17 protein-coding genes, 2 tRNA genes and 1 pseudogene are annotated in these 17,901 nt (G+C 60.7%); 6 read left to right on the top strand and 14 right to left on the bottom strand.

What is annotated here, in order from left to right:
• From C1D09_RS31720 to C1D09_RS31710, 3 genes are all read right to left on the bottom strand, one after another.
• The coding region (locus C1D09_RS31720) for a dihydroxy-acid dehydratase domain-containing protein (protein ID WP_208760459.1) at positions 1-819 on the bottom strand (819 nt) is incomplete at its 3' end.
• Between the two features lie 290 nt (positions 820-1,109).
• Entirely contained in the window at positions 1,110-2,330 is a 1,221-nt protein-coding gene (locus C1D09_RS31715) for an OmpP1/FadL family transporter (protein WP_143977880.1), read from the bottom strand.
• A 360-nt stretch (positions 2,331-2,690) separates the two neighbouring features.
• Positions 2,691-5,474, bottom strand: a complete 2,784-nt coding sequence (locus tag C1D09_RS31710) for a valine--tRNA ligase (protein WP_143977879.1) — start codon at positions 5,472-5,474, stop codon at positions 2,691-2,693.
• Positions 5,475-5,739: 265 nt separating this feature from the next.
• Between C1D09_RS31710 and C1D09_RS31705 the strand changes: the two genes are divergently transcribed.
• Positions 5,740-6,372, top strand: a complete 633-nt coding sequence (locus tag C1D09_RS31705) for a bleomycin resistance protein (RefSeq protein WP_143977878.1) — start codon at positions 5,740-5,742, stop codon at positions 6,370-6,372.
• A gap of 59 nt (positions 6,373-6,431) precedes the next feature.
• Here C1D09_RS31705 and C1D09_RS31700 read toward each other — a convergent pair whose 3' ends face one another.
• The 5 genes from C1D09_RS31700 to C1D09_RS31680 form a co-directional block, all read right to left on the bottom strand.
• A complete protein-coding gene (locus C1D09_RS31700; RefSeq protein ID WP_143977881.1) occupies positions 6,432-7,271 on the bottom strand; it encodes a PopZ family protein in 840 nt (279 codons plus the stop codon).
• Positions 7,272-7,566: 295 nt separating this feature from the next.
• The gene (locus tag C1D09_RS31695) at positions 7,567-8,952 is read right to left on the bottom strand and encodes a TolC family outer membrane protein (protein ID WP_143977877.1); all 1,386 of its coding nucleotides are present in this window, start codon (positions 8,950-8,952) and stop codon (positions 7,567-7,569) included.
• 180 nt (positions 8,953-9,132) lie between these two features.
• The gene (locus tag C1D09_RS31690; protein WP_143977876.1) at positions 9,133-9,801 is read right to left on the bottom strand and encodes a protein-L-isoaspartate O-methyltransferase family protein; all 669 of its coding nucleotides are present in this window, start codon (positions 9,799-9,801) and stop codon (positions 9,133-9,135) included.
• Positions 9,802-9,892: 91 nt separating this feature from the next.
• A tRNA-Cys gene (locus C1D09_RS31685) sits at positions 9,893-9,966 on the bottom strand.
• 490 nt (positions 9,967-10,456) lie between these two features.
• Complete coding sequence (locus C1D09_RS31680) at positions 10,457-10,744, bottom strand: hypothetical protein (protein ID WP_143977875.1); 288 nt, start codon at positions 10,742-10,744, stop codon at positions 10,457-10,459.
• 221 nt (positions 10,745-10,965) lie between these two features.
• On the opposite strand from C1D09_RS31680, the gene C1D09_RS31675 reads away from it, so the two are divergent.
• Positions 10,966-11,040 (top strand) — tRNA-Asn (locus C1D09_RS31675).
• Positions 11,041-11,390: 350 nt separating this feature from the next.
• Here the strand turns inward: C1D09_RS31675 and C1D09_RS31670 are convergent.
• Both C1D09_RS31670 and C1D09_RS31665 read right to left on the bottom strand, forming a co-directional pair.
• A pseudogene (locus tag C1D09_RS31670) lies at positions 11,391-11,782 on the bottom strand (beta-barrel domain-containing protein); the annotation flags it as partial.
• Positions 11,783-11,835: 53 nt separating this feature from the next.
• The gene (locus C1D09_RS31665) at positions 11,836-12,324 is read right to left on the bottom strand and encodes a hypothetical protein (RefSeq protein WP_143977874.1); all 489 of its coding nucleotides are present in this window, start codon (positions 12,322-12,324) and stop codon (positions 11,836-11,838) included.
• A 927-nt stretch (positions 12,325-13,251) separates the two neighbouring features.
• On the opposite strand from C1D09_RS31665, the gene C1D09_RS31655 reads away from it, so the two are divergent.
• Positions 13,252-13,452, top strand: a complete 201-nt coding sequence (locus C1D09_RS31655; RefSeq protein ID WP_143977873.1) for a hypothetical protein — start codon at positions 13,252-13,254, stop codon at positions 13,450-13,452.
• Positions 13,453-14,172: 720 nt separating this feature from the next.
• Here C1D09_RS31655 and C1D09_RS34165 read toward each other — a convergent pair.
• The 3 genes from C1D09_RS34165 to C1D09_RS31640 all read right to left on the bottom strand — a co-directional run bounded on the left by C1D09_RS34165 (position 14,173) and on the right by C1D09_RS31640 (position 15,139).
• Positions 14,173-14,301, bottom strand: a complete 129-nt coding sequence (locus C1D09_RS34165) for a hypothetical protein (RefSeq protein ID WP_281288665.1) — start codon at positions 14,299-14,301, stop codon at positions 14,173-14,175.
• A 13-nt stretch (positions 14,302-14,314) separates the two neighbouring features.
• On the bottom strand, positions 14,315-14,515 hold the full coding sequence (locus C1D09_RS31645; protein WP_143977871.1) for a hypothetical protein: 201 nt from the start codon (positions 14,513-14,515) through the stop codon (positions 14,315-14,317).
• A gap of 261 nt (positions 14,516-14,776) precedes the next feature.
• Positions 14,777-15,139, bottom strand: a complete 363-nt coding sequence (locus C1D09_RS31640; protein ID WP_143977870.1) for a hypothetical protein — start codon at positions 15,137-15,139, stop codon at positions 14,777-14,779.
• A gap of 226 nt (positions 15,140-15,365) precedes the next feature.
• Here C1D09_RS31640 and C1D09_RS31635 point away from each other — a divergent pair, with 226 nt between their 5' ends.
• Positions 15,366-15,797: a cupin domain-containing protein gene (locus tag C1D09_RS31635; RefSeq protein ID WP_143977869.1), complete on the top strand. Its 432-nt coding sequence runs from the start codon at positions 15,366-15,368 to the stop codon at positions 15,795-15,797.
• A gap of 100 nt (positions 15,798-15,897) precedes the next feature.
• Here the strand turns inward: C1D09_RS31635 and C1D09_RS31630 are convergent, their stop codons facing one another.
• A complete protein-coding gene (locus tag C1D09_RS31630) occupies positions 15,898-16,353 on the bottom strand; it encodes a carboxymuconolactone decarboxylase family protein (protein WP_143977868.1) in 456 nt (151 codons plus the stop codon).
• Between the two features lie 290 nt (positions 16,354-16,643).
• On the opposite strand from C1D09_RS31630, the gene C1D09_RS31625 reads away from it, so the two are divergent.
• Together C1D09_RS31625 and C1D09_RS31620 are read left to right on the top strand one after the other, a co-directional pair.
• Positions 16,644-17,384 carry a copper homeostasis protein CutC gene (locus tag C1D09_RS31625; protein ID WP_167514833.1) on the top strand — a complete coding sequence of 247 codons (741 nt, stop codon included), beginning with the start codon at positions 16,644-16,646 and terminating at the stop codon, positions 17,382-17,384.
• Entirely contained in the window at positions 17,381-17,869 is a 489-nt protein-coding gene (locus tag C1D09_RS31620; RefSeq protein WP_143977866.1) for a GNAT family N-acetyltransferase, read from the top strand. Before C1D09_RS31625 ends, C1D09_RS31620 begins: the two co-directional genes overlap by 4 nt.
• Positions 17,870-17,901: the final 32 nt, after the last annotated feature.

Here is a 17,901-nt window from a genome sequence, read left to right as displayed (position 1 = left end):
GGCGGAAACCACGGTCGCCGCATTCTCCAGCGCCTTCAGCGTGACGATGTCGCGCGGACGGATGTTTTTCGCGATCAGCTCCATGATCTTTTCGCCGGAGGCGAAATTGAAGCGGTCGCGCATCTCGTAGGGCGCCGGCGCACCGCAGGAATAGGGCAGCGCGAGACCAATCGCCTCTGCGACGGTCGCCATGGTGTTGGCGGTGAACTGGGCGCCACAGGAACCGGCCGACGGACAGGCGGCCTGCTCGATCTCGAGCAGCTCGGCATCGCCGATCGTGCCGACCGAGTGCTGTCCGACCGCCTCGAACACGTCCTGCACGGTGATCTGCCGTCCGCGATAGCTGCCGGGCAGGATCGAACCGCCATAGATGAAGATCGACGGCACGTTGAGCCGCACCATGGCCATCATCATGCCGGGCAGCGACTTGTCGCAGCCAGCGAGGCCGACCAGCGCGTCGTAGCAATGCCCGCGCATGGTGAGCTCGACCGAATCGGCGATGACCTCGCGTGACACCAGCGACGACTTCATGCCCTGGTGGCCCATGGCGATGCCGTCGGTGACGGTGATGGTGCAGAATTCGCGCGGCGTGCCATTGGCGGCGGCGACGCCCTTCTTGACCACTTGCGCCTGGCGCATCAGCGAGATGTTGCAGGGGGCGGCTTCGTTCCAGCAGGAGGCGACGCCGACCAGCGGCTGCGCGATCTCGGCGGCGGAAAGCCCCATGGCATAGAGATAGGACCGGTGCGGCGCACGCGCCGGACCGACAGTCACATAGCGGCTAGGGAGCTTAGCCTTTGAAATGACCTTGGCGTCCATTCTCATCCTTGCCGCGGGCGGCGCGGCCTGCCCCATCGCCGAGCCTTTTGGCGCGTGTCCCGAGACAGGTTCGAGGTGCGCCGGGTTTATGGCGGGAAATAGGCAATTTCCCCGGCCTGACTTCTAGCGCAGGGGTTGTTCAGAAAGTGTTGCCAAAACGTCACAATCGCACGAGGCGCTCCCAGTGCGGCTTATGTGCAACGCAGCTTGGATGCCGAAAGCACCGACGATGCCGGCCCAAACGAAAAAGGCCGGGCAATGCCCGGCCTTTTCGTCGAACTCTCAATAGGTTAGAACTTGATCTTGATGCCGCCAGAAATTGCCGTAATCAGATCGTTGCCGAAATCGTAGCTGGCATCCTGGCCGGCTATATAGCCATTCTCACCAGCCAACTCCCCCGAGTGACCACTGGTCAGCACGCCGATCGCTCCAGCAAGCCGCACTTCGATATTCGGACGCGGCGTATAGGCGACGCCGCCGCCCAAGGTCCATGTGTCGGACTGCGCGCCATAGCCATGCGACGTACCACGATCCCAGGCCAATTGGCCGGCGGCACTCCACTGATCATTGAACTTATGTCCGATACCGCCCGAAACGGTCCAGCCATCACGATACATCAGGTCGAGAGAGGTCACCGCAGCCGGAGAACCGGTGAAGCATGCCGACGCGGGAAAACCCACCGGGCAGATCGGAACGCTTTGCAGCAAGCTCCAGTTCACCCACTTGATCGAACCGAAGGCAAGCCAGCCGGGAGCAATACCCGACTGCAATTTCAGTTCAACGGAATCAGGCATGTACTGTGTTGAGCCGTAGATCGGGGTAAGGCCCCTGCCGATGCTTGTGAGATCGAGCGTGCCCTCGATATTGTCGAGCTTGACTTTCGAGTTGTAGACGAGGCTCGCGCGCAAAGCGATGTCGGGGATTTCGTAAGCAACGCCCGCGCGCCAACCCCAGCCACTGGTCTCCAGATCGACGCGGCCTGTCAATGCCGGGAAAACATTCACCAAGCTTTCCTTGAAGCCAGAAATATCTTGATAGAACACCCCGCCGATAAGGCGAAGCTGGCCCTTACCAACGTCAAACTTATATGAACAAGTACCCGCGTAGTTGTTGCTCTTGATGTCGGTTTCTATATTGGAAAGCGCACCATTCCACATGCCCGGCGCTGTATGGGCGCCCCAAGGCTGCGAATAGTCGACCATACAGTCGACGCCCTGGACCACCTGGACCTTCATTCCTATACGCGGCACCCAATAACCTTCCGCTCCGTCGGCCGAGGTGCCCAAGCCCAGATTCGCCCCACCCGGACCACGCGCATTCTCGTATTTGCGATCCGGCATCACATAGGTTGCTTCAGCTTCCGTGCTGAACGGCGCTGGGTCAAACAGCAAATCGATGTCATATCCGCCGCGTTCCAGACCGCCGGCATGCGCCGAACTCATCGCCGTCCCGATCAAAGCCAGCGAAAAGCACCCTGCCCCCAGCAGTGCTTTCAGACGCAAATTGTTCATGGATGTCCTCCCCGAATAAGTACTGGATCAAGCTAGAACCAATTCGGGTTAACGGTGCAATAACGAATTCTCGGGGCGTACATGTACATGCTCGCCAGACGCATTTTCGACATGATGAAGCCGGGCGCCGCATGGCCGAAAAGCGCCCCGACGCGGGCTTATCCGACCGGAAAATGAGGAAGATTCGTCCCAATAGCCTCGAAAATACCCCTTTTCAGGGCCTTTCGGCCCCATTGTTACATTATGGCAACAATGGGGCTAAAACTTCCGTTTACGTCAACATTAACGCTACGGAATGCCTAATTTGGAGGCAAAAATGATCGTCATTTTAGAGCTGGCTAAAGCCCAGCGAATCTATCCTCAACCGGCATCACGAACCTTGGTCAACGCCACCGCAAGCTTATCCTGCGCGTCGCGATATTCGGCGAGCTTTTCGCGCTCGGCGTCGACGATCTCGGACGGCGCGCTGGCGACGAATCTTTCATTCGACAGCTTCTTGTGCAGGCGCGCGATCTCCTCGGTGACCTTGGCCAGTTCCTTCTGCAGCCTTGCAGCCTCGGCGGCGAGATCGATCAGGCTGCCGAGCGGCAGGCAGATCGTGGCCTCGTTGAGGACCATCTGCGCAGCGCCCTTGGGCGCGGCGTCCGCCAACGAGATCTCGCCGACGCGGGCCAGCCGCTTGATCGCCGAATCCTCGCGGACCAGGCGCTCACGCGTCACATCATTGGCGCCGACCACGACCAGCGGCGCTATCGCCGCCGGCGGCACGTTCATCTCGGAGCGCACCGAGCGGATGCCGGACACCAGGTCGACCAGCCAGTTGATGTCGGCAGCCGCATCCGCGTCCTCGAAGTCGGGCGAGGGCCAGGCGGCGTGACACAACAGCGAAGCGCGCTCCTTGCCCTCGCCCGCCGTCTGCGCCCACAGCTCTTCCGTCATGAACGGCATCATCGGATGCAGGAGCTTGTAGATTTCGTCGAGCACGAAGGCGACGCAGGCGCGGCTCTCGGCCTTGGCCGCCTCGTCCGTGCCCATGAACACCGGCTTCAAGAGTTCGAGATACCAGTCGCAGAACAGGTTCCAGACAAAACGGTAGGCAGCTCCTGCCGCCTCGTTGAAGCGGTAGGACGTGATGCCGTCGGTGATTTCGCGCGCGGCCCGCGTCAACTCGGTCAGGATCCAGCGGTTGACCGCCAGCTTCGCGTCGTTCAGCCAGAAATCGTCATTGCGCGCGACTTCGTTCATCTCCGCGAAACGCGTCGCGTTCCACAGCTTGGTGCCAAAATTGCGGTAGCCGGCGATGCGCGCCGGGTCGAGCTTCACGTCGCGGCCTTGCGCCGCCATCACGGTCAAGGTGAAGCGCAACGCATCGGCGCCATATTCATCGATGAGGTCGAGCGGATCGATGACGTTGCCTTTCGACTTCGACATCTTGGCACCGTTCTTGTCGCGCACCAACGCGTGCACATAGACGGTGTGGAAAGGCTCCTCGTCCATGAAATGCAGGCCCATCATCATCATGCGGGCCACCCAGAAGAATATGATATCGAAGCCGGTCACCAGCACGTCGGTCTGGTAGTAGGTCTTCAGCTCCGGCGTCTGGTCGGGCCAGCCCAAGGTCGAGAACGGCCACAGCGCCGAGGAGAACCAGGTGTCGAGCACATCCTCGTCACGGGTCAGGATCTCGCCCGGCTGGAAGTTTTCCAGCTTGTCCTCGACCCAGGCCTTCCACGGGCCTTCGAGCGCCAGGTAATATTCGATCGCCGCGCTCAGCGCCTCTTCCTCGGTCTTCTCGACGAAGACGCGCCCATCGGGTCCGTACCAGGCCGGGATCTGATGACCCCACCACAGCTGGCGCGAGATGCACCAGGGCTGGATGTTCTCCATCCAGTCGAAATAGGTCTTTTCCCAATTCTTCGGCACGAAGTTGGTGCGCCCCTCACGTACCGAGGCGATCGCCGGCTTGGCCAGTTCCGCCGCGTTGGCGTACCACTGCTCGGTCAGGAACGGCTCGATCGGCACGCCACCGCGGTCGCCATGCGGCACCGCATGGCGATGCGGCTCGACCTTGTCGAGGTAGCCGCCGGCTTCCATCAGTTCGACGATCTTCTTGCGCGCGGCGAAGCGGTCGAGCCCATCAAGCTCGTGCCAGACGGCCTGGCGCTCCGGTGTCGCATCGAGACCGGCGAGGAAGTCTTCATTGTCCTTCAACTTAATGGCGGCTTCGATGGTCAGGATGTTGATCGCCGGCAGCTTGTGGCGCTTGCCGACCTCGAAGTCGTTGAAATCATGCGCCGGCGTGATCTTGACCGCGCCCGAACCCTTTTCGGGGTCGGAGTACTCGTCCGCCACCACTGGGATTTTTCGGCCGACGATCGGCAGCACGACATTGTTGCCGACCAGATGCCGGTACCGCTCGTCATCCGGATGCACCGCCACCGCTGTATCGCCCAGCATCGTTTCCGGACGCGTGGTCGCGACCGTGATGAAGGTTTTCGGATTTTCCGGATCGAAGGTCTCGCCCTCCAAGGGATAGCGGAAGTGCCAGAGATTCCCGTTGACCTCCTGCTGCTCGACCTCGAGGTCCGAGATCGCGGTCAAAAGTTTCGGGTCCCAGTTCACAAGGCGCTTGTCCTTGTAGATCAGCCCTTCCTTGTAGAGCGTGACGAAGACTTCGAGCACGGCCTTCGACAGGCCTTCATCCATGGTGAAACGTTCGCGCGACCAATCGGCCGAGGCGCCGAGCCGCTTCAGCTGGTTGAAGATGGTGCCGCCCGATTCGGCCTTCCACTCCCACACTTTCTCGACGAACTGTTCGCGCGTGAGGTCGCGGCGGTGGATCTGCTTCTCCATCAGTTGCCGCTCGACCACCATCTGCGTGGCGATGCCGGCATGGTCCATGCCCGGCTGCCACAGCACGTTCTTGCCGCGCATGCGCTCGAAGCGCACCAGAATGTCCTGCAGCGTGTTGTTGAGCGCATGGCCCATGTGCAGCGAGCCGGTGACGTTGGGCGGGGGAATGACGATGGTGAAGGCTTCGGCCCCCTCTCCCGCCCCGGCGCCGGCGCGGAAGGCGTCCGCCTCTTCCCACACTTTGGCGATCTTCGGCTCGACGGTCTTTGCGTCGTAGGTCTTTTCAAGCATGGGGAAATGGTCCGCGCTGTCGGGATTTTTGCTGGTTCGGTGTAAATCGGAAGGTCTTGGCCAAGTCAACCGCAAGGGCCGCCTCGGTTCATGAGAAGCAAATAGGTGTGTCGGCCTTCATTTCAACGGAAGGTCGTGGCGCGCGGCATTCGCACCTTGACCGCCGGTGGTCGCAGCCATATCGTGCGGGCGCTGCAGTAGGGCGCATCGGCTTCCAGCCGGAGGGGCATTGCCCGCCTACGCCACCTCAACCCAGTATGCGCCCATGCCGACCCTCGAACATCACAAGAAACAGGCCAAGCTCTATCTGAAATGGCATCGCGAACGGCACTATCCCGTCGCCGCTGTGATTGGATGGCTCTTGCCGCGGTTCCAACATCTCAGCGACAGCCAGATCCTCGATCACGGCTTCAAGCTTGCCGATGCCCAGGAACTCGTCGCCAGGAAGTTGGGATTCGAGAGCTGGCAGGCGCTGAAGGACGGCCTTCAAACCGTGACCGATCATGCGGCAACAGAGGCCGCCACACCGCATCTCGCCTATGCCGAGCCACAGCTCTTTGTCTGCGACATCGCGGCGGCCTGTTATTTCTACCGGCAAAAGCTCGGCTTCGAGACGCGCTTCACCTATGGCGAGCCGCCCTTCTACGCCCAAATCATCCGAGATGGCGCACGGCTCAACCTGCGCCATGTCGACAAGCCTCCACTCGCCGCCAATCCGACCGATGACCTGCTGGCGGCGACGATCGTTGTCGACAACATCAAGGCTCTGTTTCTGGAATATCAGGCGAGCACGGCCCCGTTCCACCAGACATTGCGGACCGAACCCTGGGGCGCCCGCACGTTCATCGTCAAAGACCCCGACAGCAACCTGATCTGCTTCGCGACCAGCGCGGGCTGACCCCATCGACAAAAACGCCGCCTCATGGGCGGCGTTTCGAGAGTGATCGTTGGAGGAGATTACTGCGCGCCGCGCGCGACGCGCTCGATCTCCTCGCGCACCAGGCGCTCGACCAGCGTCGGCAGATTGTTGTCCAACCAATCCTGCAGCATCGGCCGCAGCATCTCCTCGGCCATCTCGTCGAATGTCTTCTTGCTGCGGCTGGCAAAGGCATCGGACAATTCGCCGAAGGCCGCCGCGACCTGCCGGCCCGTGTGTTCGGAAAGGATCGCTGGGCGCGCCGCGGGCGCTTCATTTGCCCCCGCGCGCACCTGGGCGACATCTGCCGCGGCCTCGCTTGAAGACGGCCGTTCGAACGCCCGTTCCACCACCGGTTCGCCCATCGGCGCCTCGGGCTGGGCGGCCGGCTTGCGGATGCTCCTGTCAGGTATCGCTTTCGTCTGCTCTCCGACCGCCGCGATCTCGCGCCGCCAATCGGCAACGATGGCATCGCTTGTCGCGTTGGCCTGCGAGGCGGGCGGCGCTTCAGTCGCGGCAATGGGCGCAGGCTCGGCGGCGATCCTGGCGCTGACCTCAGCCAACGTCATCGAGGGCTTGGGCGGCACGGGATCGGCGAGCGTCTGCGATTCCACGTGCGCGATCACCGGCTCGGGTGAAGGCGGCTGGACTTCCGCGAGCACGACTGGCTTCCTGATTTCGGGGGCGGTATGCAGTTCGGTGCGAAACGCATCGACATCGGCGGCGGGAGCCTCGCCCGGCGGCGGCTCCAGGTCCTGCCGCAGCTCTTCGATCTCGCCGGGCTGCTTGCGACCGCTGTCGCTGTCCTCGATGATCCTCCTGATGGAAGCCAGTATCTCTTCCATGGAAGGTTCGCGCTGTGCGCTGCTTGCCGTTGCCATCGTCACATCCGCCGCCCTTGTGACCTGTTGGTTCTTCCGCTCCGGCGGAAGCCGGATTCGAATCATGGCGACAGCGTAACCGACGGATCGCTGCACGAGAATCCCCAATCTGGGGACATGTGGGATTTCAACAGATTAGAGGCAATTCTGGGAAAAGTGTGAAATCGCCTTCCCGGGAAAAGCGCGTAGCGCGCCCCTCGCAATCGCGCCAATGCAAAAGGACAGGCACGAAACCGAAGTGGAACCGGTTTTCAAGCAAGGCTCGGACGGCTCGACAAGAGTCGAGCCACCGGCGTCAGCGGCCGTCCGGCGTGCGCACGCCGATCCACTTGTCCTTGACGGCGTTGTAGTGCTCTTCGGGCTTGTACTTGGTGACCTGCAAGGCAAGCCGGTCGACCGACAGGCGACCCATCGCCGACAGGATGGCATAGCTCGCCACCACCACATCGTGTTCGGAATTGGCCTGGTTGATCTTGGCGGTGATGACGGCGGCTTGCGCGTTGAGCACGTCGAGCGTGGTCCTCTGGCCGACATTGCGCTCCTCGATGACGCCGTTCAGCGCCAGTTGCGCGGCGTCGATCACCTGCTTGTTGGCCGAGACGCTCTGCTGTGCGGCCGTGTATTGCGACCATGCGGTGGCAACGGCCTGGCGAACCTGGTCGCGGCTGACGTCGACCTGGATGCGGGCCTGGCCAAGCGATTCCTTGTTCTGCCGCACGACCGCCGAGGTCCGCCCGCCCGAATAGATAGGAATGGTCAGCGTCGCGCCGATATTGGCCGAGGTCGAATTGCCGTTGGAACCGGACAGGTCGGGGATGGCGTTGCGGTAGTTTTCCGAGATCCCGGCCGACGCCGACAGTTGCGGCAATAGCGCGCCTTCCGCCGACTTCACCGAAAACGCCGCCGCGTCGACGAGATGCTGGGTGGCGAGAATGGCCGGATGTTCATTCGCCCCGATCGCAATCGCCGCATCGAGGCTCGACGGCAGCAGCCTGGCCAACGGCGAAGCGGGCTTGAGCTTGCCCGGCTCGTCACCGACGACCTGGTGGTAGGTTGCGGCGCTGGCCAGCGCCTGCGCGCGGGCCGCACTCAGCGAGGCCACCGCAGAGGCGCGCGACGCATCGGCCTGCGCGACATCGGTGCGCGTGCCCTCACCAACCTCGAAACGCGACCTCGCCGCACGTGCCTGCTCGGTCAGGAACTGCAGGTTCTGTTCGGTCAGCACCGCGATCTGCCGATCCCGGATCACGTCCATATAGGCAGTGGCCGCGCTGAACAGCGTGTTCTCCTCGGTGTTGCGCAGGCTCTCGACCGACGCCTTCACCTGGGATTCCGCCGCCGCCACGTTGTTTTTCGTCTGAAAGCCGTCAAACAGCGACTGGTTGATCTGAATGCCGTAGCCGCCGCTCGTCAGCTTCGAGTTGCCGCCGCCATTTGCCTGGCGCGTGTTTGTATAATCGATGGAAGCCGATCCCGTAATCGTCGGGCGCCAGCCCGATTTGGCGATGGCCACGCCTTCGTCGGTAACGCGCACGCCGGCGCGGGATGAATTCAGTGTGGAATTGTATTGGTAGGCCTTGGCGAGCGCGCCGGTGATGGTCTCCGCCGACGCGGTCAGTGGGGAGAGCGCGGTCGCGGAGACGAGGACGGCGGCAAAAAGGGTCTTGGATACAGACGGCACGGGTATATCCCTCATTCGTTTTCCATGGGAACTACGCCGCGCCAGCTTCTCGTCAGAGCAGCCGGAGTGGCGTGTTTCGTTCCCTGTCACTCGGTCCCAAAGTGCCCCCAGTCTGGGATTAGCAACGATTGTTCAAATGTAAGCGACCATGACAAAGCCTCCGCTGCAAGGCTAAATCATTCAGAATTCAAAAGCATGCTCACGTTCGAATCCCGGTAGTGGCTTAATTGCCGCATTAAATGCCCTTCTCCCGGTTACAACCCCCCCAGCCCTGAAAAAAAGTCGCGCCACGCCGGAGTTGCCACGCCCTTCGACCGCGACGAGTCGGCCGCCTTCGGCGAGCTGATCGAGCAATGGCGCCGGCACTTTCTCGACACTGCCGCCGATGAAGATGACGTCATAGGGTGCCTTGGCCGCATGGCCCTGCGCCAGAGCGCCCTGGACCACGGTCACATTGCCGCAGCCAAGGCCGGAAAGGGTCGAGGCCGCGATCTGCGCCAGCGCCGAATCGCTTTCGAGCGCCACGACCGACCTCGCCAGCCGCGACAGGATGGCCGAGGCATAGCCGGTGCCACAGCCGACATCGAGCGCCGAATCGGTCGCATTGATCTCGGCCAGCTGCATCAGCTTGGCCAGCGGCGATGCTTCCATCAGATAGCGCGCGCCATCGGCGCCATCGGCAATGCGGATGTCCTCGTCGATATAGGCGAGATCGCGCTGGCGGTCGGCAACGAAGACCTCGCGCGGCACGGTAAGCATGGCCTCCAGCAACGGGGCGCTGGTCACGTCGGTGGTGCGAACCTGACCGTCGACCATCTTGACGCGAAGCTCGGAGAAATCAGCGCTCATGTTCCAACCAATCCGCTTGCCGCGCCAGAACCGCGGTTCATTTCGATGAGAACGTGAGGCTCCGGCGCTGAGCGCGCGGGAGCCCGGGTATTGGAGGCCTCGCCCGGAATCGAACCGGGGTGCAAGGATTTGCAGTCCTCTGCGTAACCACTCCGCCACGAGGCCTCGTTGCTCCCGGCGTTCCACCCGGTTCCAATAGGTTGCGGCGAAAATGGCGTCAAGCGGCCACCACGCATTCGGCGCGGTTTCCTCTGCAAGAATCCGACCCTCCCCATCGAGCGTCGCGGCAACCGTCGGCCCCGCCGCATATTAGACGATCATTAAGTATAGCAGGAGATCACGAGAAACTCCACGCGCTTGACACCGTTGAGAAACGAGGAGGACTTCGCCATGCGGTCGGCAACGCAGAACACCGGAACGCGCGCCTGGGACGGCCTGTCGCGATCAGCATGCGAGGCGTTGCTGCGCCATGCCATCGACTGCCTTGCAATAGACGGCACCGCCAGGCTTTCGCCGCGCGACCGCGCGCGTCTCGCCTCGGCTGCCGCCGTTCTCAGGGAAATCCGCGAGGATTTGGAGAGAGGTGCGAACCGAAAAGCGGATTCGCAAAAACCGAAACCCGAACAAGGGCATAACGCAGCGGAAGAATGGGAGGTCAAAGGCGCGGCTTCGTGCCCGTCGTTCCATCCGGCCGACGCCGCCGCTCCCACCAGACGACGAAGCGACGCCGGTGGCGCCGTACCATGGCGAATTCATAGGAGAGCACCAGCAATCCGATCGGAACCATCCAGAAGCCGAGAATCGGCAGAAAGCCGAGAACGCCGCCGATGGTCAAAAGAACGCCGATCGTGATTCTGAGGCCGCGCGATTGCGGCATCGTGAATTCACGCCCGAAAATCGAGATCTTTCGCGCCGGTATCCGATTTTCGTCTGCTGCCGTCATCGCCAATGGCTGCCCGTCTGGTCGCTCGAAAAAGTCTGTTTACGAAAGCCGCGACCGCCGTTTCGGTTCCGCGCCCATCGCCAAGACGGCTAATATGAGGGCGGACGCCGCCGATTGCGAGAAACGGCCGCGCGAAAAAGTCTCGGAAAAAAGCGAAATGCTTCTTTGCAAAGCCGAAAGGTGTTTGCTATAGGCTGCGCCACTTGCTGAAGAGCATCCGTTCCCCGGTAGCTCAGTGGTAGAGCAACCGGCTGTTAACCGGTTGGTCGCTGGTTCGAATCCGGCCCGGGGAGCCAAGTTTTCCAAGGCCTGCAGAGTTTTCCGGATCAGTCGAAAATCGGCTGATCTACAGCATATCTACACAACTCGACTTAGCTAGGCGCCGATTTAAACGGGAATCGCCCCGAATCGCATGGACGGAGAGCCCCGGCGTCGCGACCCTGGCGGCAAAACCCGCAGAGCTGAAGCTGCGATCGATCGGCACTGTGGGTTGAGAAACCGGAATATTTTCTCTTAGGAGCAATCTGAATTCGGCCGAAGGGACATGGCACCGAGCCAGCTCGCGCTGAGGTTACGGTGGCGCCTCAGCGAAGGCCTCCCTTCCCCCGAGCTCTGCGAGACCGGCATGTGCGTGGACTGTCCTCCATTAGTCATCCCTGAATGCCCGATCGATCTGGTCTGCCAGCGGCTTCACCAAATAGGAAAGCATCGTCCGGTTGCCGGTCGAAAAGAACACCTCGACCGGCATGCCGGGCGACAAGGTTAGATCCTTCAACTTTTTGAGCTCGGCGCCCGAGATGCCAATGCGGACGGTGTAGAGCCTGCACCACTGCGTTCATCCATGCTGAGGTCGGCGGAGATCTCGCTGACACTGCCAATCAGCTCCGGCGTCACGCGCTGATTGAATGCCGAAAACTTCAGCCCCGCCTCCTGGCCAAGCTTCAGTTGATCAATGTCTTGCGGAGCGACGCGCGCTTCGACGGTGAGGTCGTCAGCCACCGGCACGATGAGCATGACCAATTCGCCCGGAGTGATGACTGAGTGATCGAGAGGTAGAATTTACTAATCTTCGGGATCGGCACCGTTACCGCCTATTCGCTGATGGCGGTGGCAGTAATATCTATCAGGCGCCTATTTTTGACATGCACTTCTATGTAGTAATTCCTTGGCGGGAAAAGCCAGTAGTAGACCCCTTGGGGCACCCAAAGATCCTCGTCTCCGTGGCGCGTTATATAAGTTGCATGAATATTCGTTGTCGCGCCGCGGCCAGAGCTAACGCGCACGTCGAAACGCTGGCACGATAGCCAGTTTGCAAACCCCTCTTCGCCAAGAGCTAGAAACTTGCGTCTAGCAAAATCTGTTGCCTCATCGTTGGAGGCAAACTCTCCCCAGATTTCTTTGGCATGTATCAATTGGTTGGTCGGGCAGATCGCAACCCGTTGCCGATTCACCTGTTCTGCGGTGGCATCGGTACAAAACAACAGCGGCACCAGGGCGAATAAACACCTTATCCATCTTCCGCTTGGGTATTTCTCGTGCCACAGAGAAACATTATTTACTGTCATAGCGCTATCAGACATTCTAGCGTGACTTCTGGTGCGGCTACGATACTTTTCGATGGCGACACTGGGCGAACCTCGTGAAACGAGACGACACCATGGAGCGAAGAGGAGCAACCTCACCGCCAGACTTACCCCTGACCCGACAAGCGCAATCTGAAGGCAGTCACAGGCCGTCCAAGATGGCGATCGACAACATAAACTGCTCGCAACTTATTGGTCTGTCGCGACAGTCTTCTAAAGCCCTTGCAATCGACTTGGTAACACAGCCGTGATCGCCTGTTGAGACCTGCATGCGAACATTTTGAAAATATTTCATAAGCTTAGATAGATCTAATCTATGTGAGCTTGGGTTGCCCAGCGAGAAAAGCGAAGTGCTAGTACACGGCCCGTACGAATGCTAAATTCCTCGGGTATATTTCGCATTTTATTCTTACTTTTCGTATAGTTCCGAAGCGGAGGGGCTCTTTGTCAGCACACCGTAAAAGTCGGACTATTTCCTTTGGGATGACGAGTTGCCTGGCTTCGGGCTGCGCGTGTTTTCATCCGGTAAGCGCAGCTATCTTATACAGTATCGAGCTACAGGTCGAACCCGCCGAGAAGCTGGACCGGCCCGGGGAGCCAAACATTTTCAAACACTTAGCTATGATGTCCGCGTGAGCGCGAAATTGCGCTTTGCCTTTGGGGGCAGTTGGCGTCGTCGTCGGGATCGGCGGAACCTTCAACACCGGTGCTGTCGGATATCTCAACAAAAACCGTGAGCTGGTCGTCGAGGTGGTCAGAGGTTCGCTGCGGCGTTGAACCCGCGCGAAGGTCAGTCAGTCGAAAAGCGTCTAGACGGCCTCCTGGACCGCGCCATCGGCCTGGTCACGTCCTTCGTTCGCATGTTTCTCTCACATTAGCATTTACGCATATATTTACCATGTGGCGCCTGGAGCGGAGACCCAAATGGGCGGCTATAAGGCCTGGCATGATGCTATTCACGACCATCAGGTCGAAAGTTTCGCTTCGGAGAACGGTTTGACTGCGGACCTGGTCTGGGAGTTGATCCTAAGACACGGCAACAGCCGCAAGGCCGTGATCAAAGCTGCGCAGGGTTTGAAAGGTGATGCCAGGCAGCCCCCCGGCGGAGCCGAGGCACCCCGATGAGCGTGGCCCGAAAGCGATAGCCGGCTCGCGCCGAAAGAAGCCCAAACCACCCAGGCCCAGCGGGCACCACCCGGCAGACTGGGTCGCACGATTTGGAGAATCCCAGCCATCTATGGCATATATTCAGAAGATCTAATATTGAGGGCAACCGACGTCGTGAGACATTCCGAAACCGTCAGTTTTGAAGCAGGAGCATGGCTGACACCAAACCGTCGCTCCCAGCCGTAGAAATCAGCCAGTCCTTGGGCGAGTGGGTTGTTACAATCGTAACAACGGACGGCAACACATATTCTAGGGCCTTCCAACGTGAGTCCGATGCCGTCGCTTTCGCTGTCGATCAGCGTTTGCATCTGGGATTGCAACTTCCGCCGCCCGACAAGTCGCCCTGAACTGGCACCTGGGTTAGGCCTTTGTCCTCCTGGACTGGCCCGGGGTCAGGAAGCCACCCCTTATCAGATCCAACGCGTCGAGCGCGTCTTCACCCAACAAGTTTGTCAAGGGCACTCCACCCACGCACACAACCTTGTTGTTGTCTATGTCGTAGACCTCCCAGAGCCCATCATCGACTCTTCGGATTGCGTACCGTCTCTCCATAAGAGGTCTCTAATAAACGAGTCGCCGAAGCGCCAGCAAGAAAACTCGATCCAAAGAGTTAACGGTGGAAAACCATGCGCGCTTTGGCGAGCCCCTGCGATTGACGCGCAAAGACGCCGCGTCAAATCAGATCAAACTGGCTATCAGACTTTCCACGAAGGCAAGTTCGATGGCGCCGGTCGCCAACCACTTCCGAAAGGGAGCCGGCTTGCCTCTGTGGTCGACCAGCGCGGTGATCGAGAGGATGGCGAACATGCCGCCGCCTTGGCTACCAGGCCAACCGGACTATCTGGGAAAGCTCGGCAATGTCGCCATAGATCATCGAACCCTTGACGAGCAAACATTTGTTACCGAGAACTTTGACGAGTGGGCTCGACGCGGTGCAAACCGGCCGGTCCTTGTCCTTGGCGTAGCCATGGTCGATGCTGATGGCAAAGACAGCGAGAGCAATGAGTGTCGTCTTGGTCATATTGGGCCACCCACCAGCTAGCCTCCGCAAAACATAGGACGTGAGTGTCTATTAGCACTTGCTCATATGCAGGTTCATCCATCAATTGAATGAAGCGGCCCATCTCCGATCGCGCGCTGAAGGCAGATCAAAGCCGGCGGAGGCGAGAGAGCGGCCCGGGGCGAGCGCTATAAAATCGCCGCTTCACCATTGCTTTCTAACGAGCTTGCGATGGATCACGTGGAACGGCGAGCAAGCCTGCGGAGCCATCCCATGTGCCCTTCACGCCATACCGACAATGCTCTGCGCATGGGCATGGAGCTGTTGGGCCGCCCGACGGCATTCGATCGCGTCGCCGTTGCAAACAACCAGGAACTGCGCTGCGAACTCGCGCGCATTTGTGGCCCGTATGGCGAGGATGGCTGTCACGATCTCCGACATGTCTTGATAAACGCGTTTCAGATCGCGGTCGGAAATATCCAGGGAGATCGAATTCATCATTGCTTCCCAACGCCGGAAACCCACCAGGATGGGGCTTTCGTTGGAGTTTGCGGCAAGAATCTCTTCCGCCGCAGCGGCGCCTGTGGGTGGAAAGGAGACCGTTGTGCCTACCACCATGCGTCTGGTCATTGCATCAAATTTCATGTCCGCGCTCCTACGACTGAGCGCAATTCTGTAGGGCCGGCGATCTGGTGGCACATTGTTCTGCGTCAAATTTCGGCAACGTCGAAAACCGCCATTGCCTCCCCTGAGGATAAGGGAGGACAACGGCTGGTGGGTCGAAGGAGGCAATTCATCGCAATGTCGCGCCGCTCCCGCTTGCGCGGGGTTGTCCGCCGGGCGATAGATGGCCTCGGTTGAGGGAGGAATCATGCGCAAACTCCTGGTTTCGGTTCTGCTGGCCGTGGCTGCGCTCTACGCGAATTGCGCTCTGGCACTGGACAGCAGCAGACCGCCTGTCGTCGTCACCCCGCTCGTATCCCGCACGACCACCGCTTCCGGTCAGCCGATCACGCTGCCGCAGAAGAACGTGCAGGTGCTGGTGTCGACCTATGACATCGCGCCGGGCGCGACCTTGCCGGTGCACAGGCACCCCTTCCCGCGCTATGCTTATGTCGAGGCTGGAACGCTGAAGGTCACCAATGTTGAGACGGGCAACAGCAACACCTACAAAGCAGGCGATTTCATCATCGAGATGATCGGCCAGTGGCATCAGGCCACGAACATCGGCGATGGCCCGGTCAAGCTCCTGGTGATCGACCAGGTCGAGCAAGGCGCCAAGAACACGGAATTGCGGCAGTAGCCAAGCGTCACGCTCATGTGGCGAAAGGCGTGAGGCAACTCGCCGCCCGCCTTCCCGTTGCGTATCGGATAACCATCTGCCGCCAGCGCAGGACCAGTGCTCAGCTCCAGCTGCCGACCATCTGTCGTGTCGTCGCATTCAGCCGGTTGAAGGCGTTGATCAGGGCGATCTGGACAACCAGCGCGGCAAGCGCCTTTTCATCATAGTGGCGGGCGGCTTCGTCCCAGACATCGTCCGGCACGGCGTCGGGCCGGTCGGCGAGCCTCGTGCCGGCTTCGGCCAGCGCCAGGGCGGCCCGTTCGGCGTCGGTGAAGTAAGGCGTCTCGCGCCATGCCGCCAGCGAAAAAATGCGCTCGTCCTTCTCGCCGGCCTTCTTCAGCTCGCGCGCGTGCATGTCGACGCAGAGGCTGCAGGCATTGATCTGGCTGGCGCGAAGATGAATGAGCTTGCGCGTCACATAGGGTAGGTCGGCCGCCTCGGTCGACTTGTCCAACGCCAGCAGCGCCTGCAGGGCGCCTGGGATGAGCATCACGGGATTCTTGAGTCTGGCTTGCATGGTCTTCTCCTTTTGAAGCGTTTCGTCAGGACGTGTTTTGCCGAGCCCGGAAGCAACCCGTCCGGGATTTCAGAAGATGGAATTTCGGCTGCCGCCGCACGGCCACTGGCCAATTCATAACCGTGCAGCTATATGTTACTCATAACTACACAGTTATAAGACTGTCAAGCCGGGAAATGTCGGCTGGTCCAAATGGCGGTGCGCGGTTCACGCTTTCGCGCCAGCCGCCCGGGTGCTAGGGCTTTGCGCGACATCATGGACTGGATCGCCCCTTGACCACGGAAACCCGCATGCCGCTGATCGAAATCTGCGTCGAAGGCATTGATGGCCTGCTCGCCGCGCAGGCTGCCGGCGCCGACCGGGTCGAACTGTGCGCAAGCCTGGTCGAAGGCGGCATTACGCCGAGCCTCGGCACGGTGCGCACGGCTCTCGACCAGGCGACCGTGCCGTTTCACGTCATGGTGCGGCCGCGCGGCGGCGATTTTCTCTACAGTGAGACCGAATACCGCTCGATGCTCGCCGATGTCGCGGCGCTACGCGACCTCGGGGTGCCGGGCGTGGTGTATGGCTGCCTGAACGCCGACGGCACGATCGACGAGAAGCGCATGGCCGAATTGACGGAGGCCGCCGGCTCCCTGAACGTTACCTGCCATCGCGCCTTCGACATGACACGCGACCCGGCCGAGGCGCTTGAGGCGCTGATTCGGTGCAAGGTCGGCCGCGTGCTGACCAGCGGCCAACGCGACACCGCGATCGAAGGATTGTCCTTGCTGGCGGATCTCGTGCGGAAGGCGGGCGACCGCATCATCATCCTCGGTTGCGGCGGGCTCGATCTCGGCAACATCGCCGAGGTGCGCCAAAAGACCGGTCTGGCCGAAATGCACTTTGCGGCGCTGAAGGACGTGCCAAGCGCCATGCACTACCGCAATCCCAAGGTTGGCATGGGCGGCTCCGATCTCGATCGCGAATACCGCAACACAGTGACCGACACACCGTTGGTGGCGGCGACGATCGCGGCGGCCAGGGCATGACCATCCTGATCGACCGTATAGCGCAAGCCGACGAAGCGGACATACTGGCGCTCAACAACGGGCATGCCGCCGAACTGTCCTGGCTCGAAGCCGAGCGGCTGTCGTTCCTGCTCGGCGAGGCGTTCTACGCACGGCGCATCGGCGATCTCGAAGCCTTCATCATGACCTTCGACCAGGAAGCCAACTACGACAGCCCGAATTTCATCTGGTTCCGCGAACGCTACGAACGCTTCATCTATGTCGACCGCGTCGTCGTGGCGGCACATGCAAGGGGCCGCGGCCATGCGCGCCGGCTCTATCAGGACCTGTTCGAACATGCCGAACGCGCCGGCCACACGCTGGTCACCTGCGAAGTCAACGCCGATCCGCCCAATCCTGCCTCGGACGCGTTCCACGCCGCGCTGGGCTTTAGCGAGGTCGGCGACGCGGTGATCCACGGTGGCAAGAAAGCGGTGCGTTATTTCGTCAAGCAGATCGTCACCTGATTGCTGGCCACACAAAGAAGACACTCCTAATA

The organism is Mesorhizobium intechi (genome assembly GCF_002879535.1).
GTDB classification, from domain to species: domain Bacteria; phylum Pseudomonadota; class Alphaproteobacteria; order Rhizobiales; family Rhizobiaceae; genus Mesorhizobium; species Mesorhizobium intechi.
Note: the sequence above shows the minus strand (reverse complement) of the source record. Positions and strands in the feature narration are given on the sequence as shown.

Coding starts and splice junctions, on each gene's coding strand:
- C1D09_RS31640 (WP_143977870.1), bottom strand. CDS start 15,139: ATGAAATTTGATGCAATGACCAGACGCATGGTGGTAGGCACAACGGTC.
- C1D09_RS31690 (WP_143977876.1), bottom strand. CDS start 9,801: ATGAGCGCTGATTTCTCCGAGCTTCGCGTCAAGATGGTCGACGGTCAG.
- C1D09_RS31645 (WP_143977871.1), bottom strand. CDS start 14,515: ATGACCAAGACGACACTCATTGCTCTCGCTGTCTTTGCCATCAGCATC.
- C1D09_RS31665 (WP_143977874.1), bottom strand. CDS start 12,324: ATGTCTGATAGCGCTATGACAGTAAATAATGTTTCTCTGTGGCACGAG.
- C1D09_RS31705 (WP_143977878.1), top strand. CDS start 5,740: ATGCCGACCCTCGAACATCACAAGAAACAGGCCAAGCTCTATCTGAAA.
- C1D09_RS31630 (WP_143977868.1), bottom strand. CDS start 16,353: ATGCAAGCCAGACTCAAGAATCCCGTGATGCTCATCCCAGGCGCCCTG.
- C1D09_RS31625 (WP_167514833.1), top strand. CDS start 16,644: ATGCCGCTGATCGAAATCTGCGTCGAAGGCATTGATGGCCTGCTCGCC.
- C1D09_RS31710 (WP_143977879.1), bottom strand. CDS start 5,474: ATGCTTGAAAAGACCTACGACGCAAAGACCGTCGAGCCGAAGATCGCC.
- C1D09_RS31700 (WP_143977881.1), bottom strand. CDS start 7,271: ATGGCAACGGCAAGCAGCGCACAGCGCGAACCTTCCATGGAAGAGATA.
- C1D09_RS31620 (WP_143977866.1), top strand. CDS start 17,381: ATGACCATCCTGATCGACCGTATAGCGCAAGCCGACGAAGCGGACATA.
- C1D09_RS31680 (WP_143977875.1), bottom strand. CDS start 10,744: ATGACGGCAGCAGACGAAAATCGGATACCGGCGCGAAAGATCTCGATT.
- C1D09_RS31655 (WP_143977873.1), top strand. CDS start 13,252: ATGGGCGGCTATAAGGCCTGGCATGATGCTATTCACGACCATCAGGTC.
- C1D09_RS34165 (WP_281288665.1), bottom strand. CDS start 14,301: ATGTTCGCCATCCTCTCGATCACCGCGCTGGTCGACCACAGAGGCAAG.
- C1D09_RS31635 (WP_143977869.1), top strand. CDS start 15,366: ATGCGCAAACTCCTGGTTTCGGTTCTGCTGGCCGTGGCTGCGCTCTAC.
- C1D09_RS31715 (WP_143977880.1), bottom strand. CDS start 2,330: ATGAACAATTTGCGTCTGAAAGCACTGCTGGGGGCAGGGTGCTTTTCG.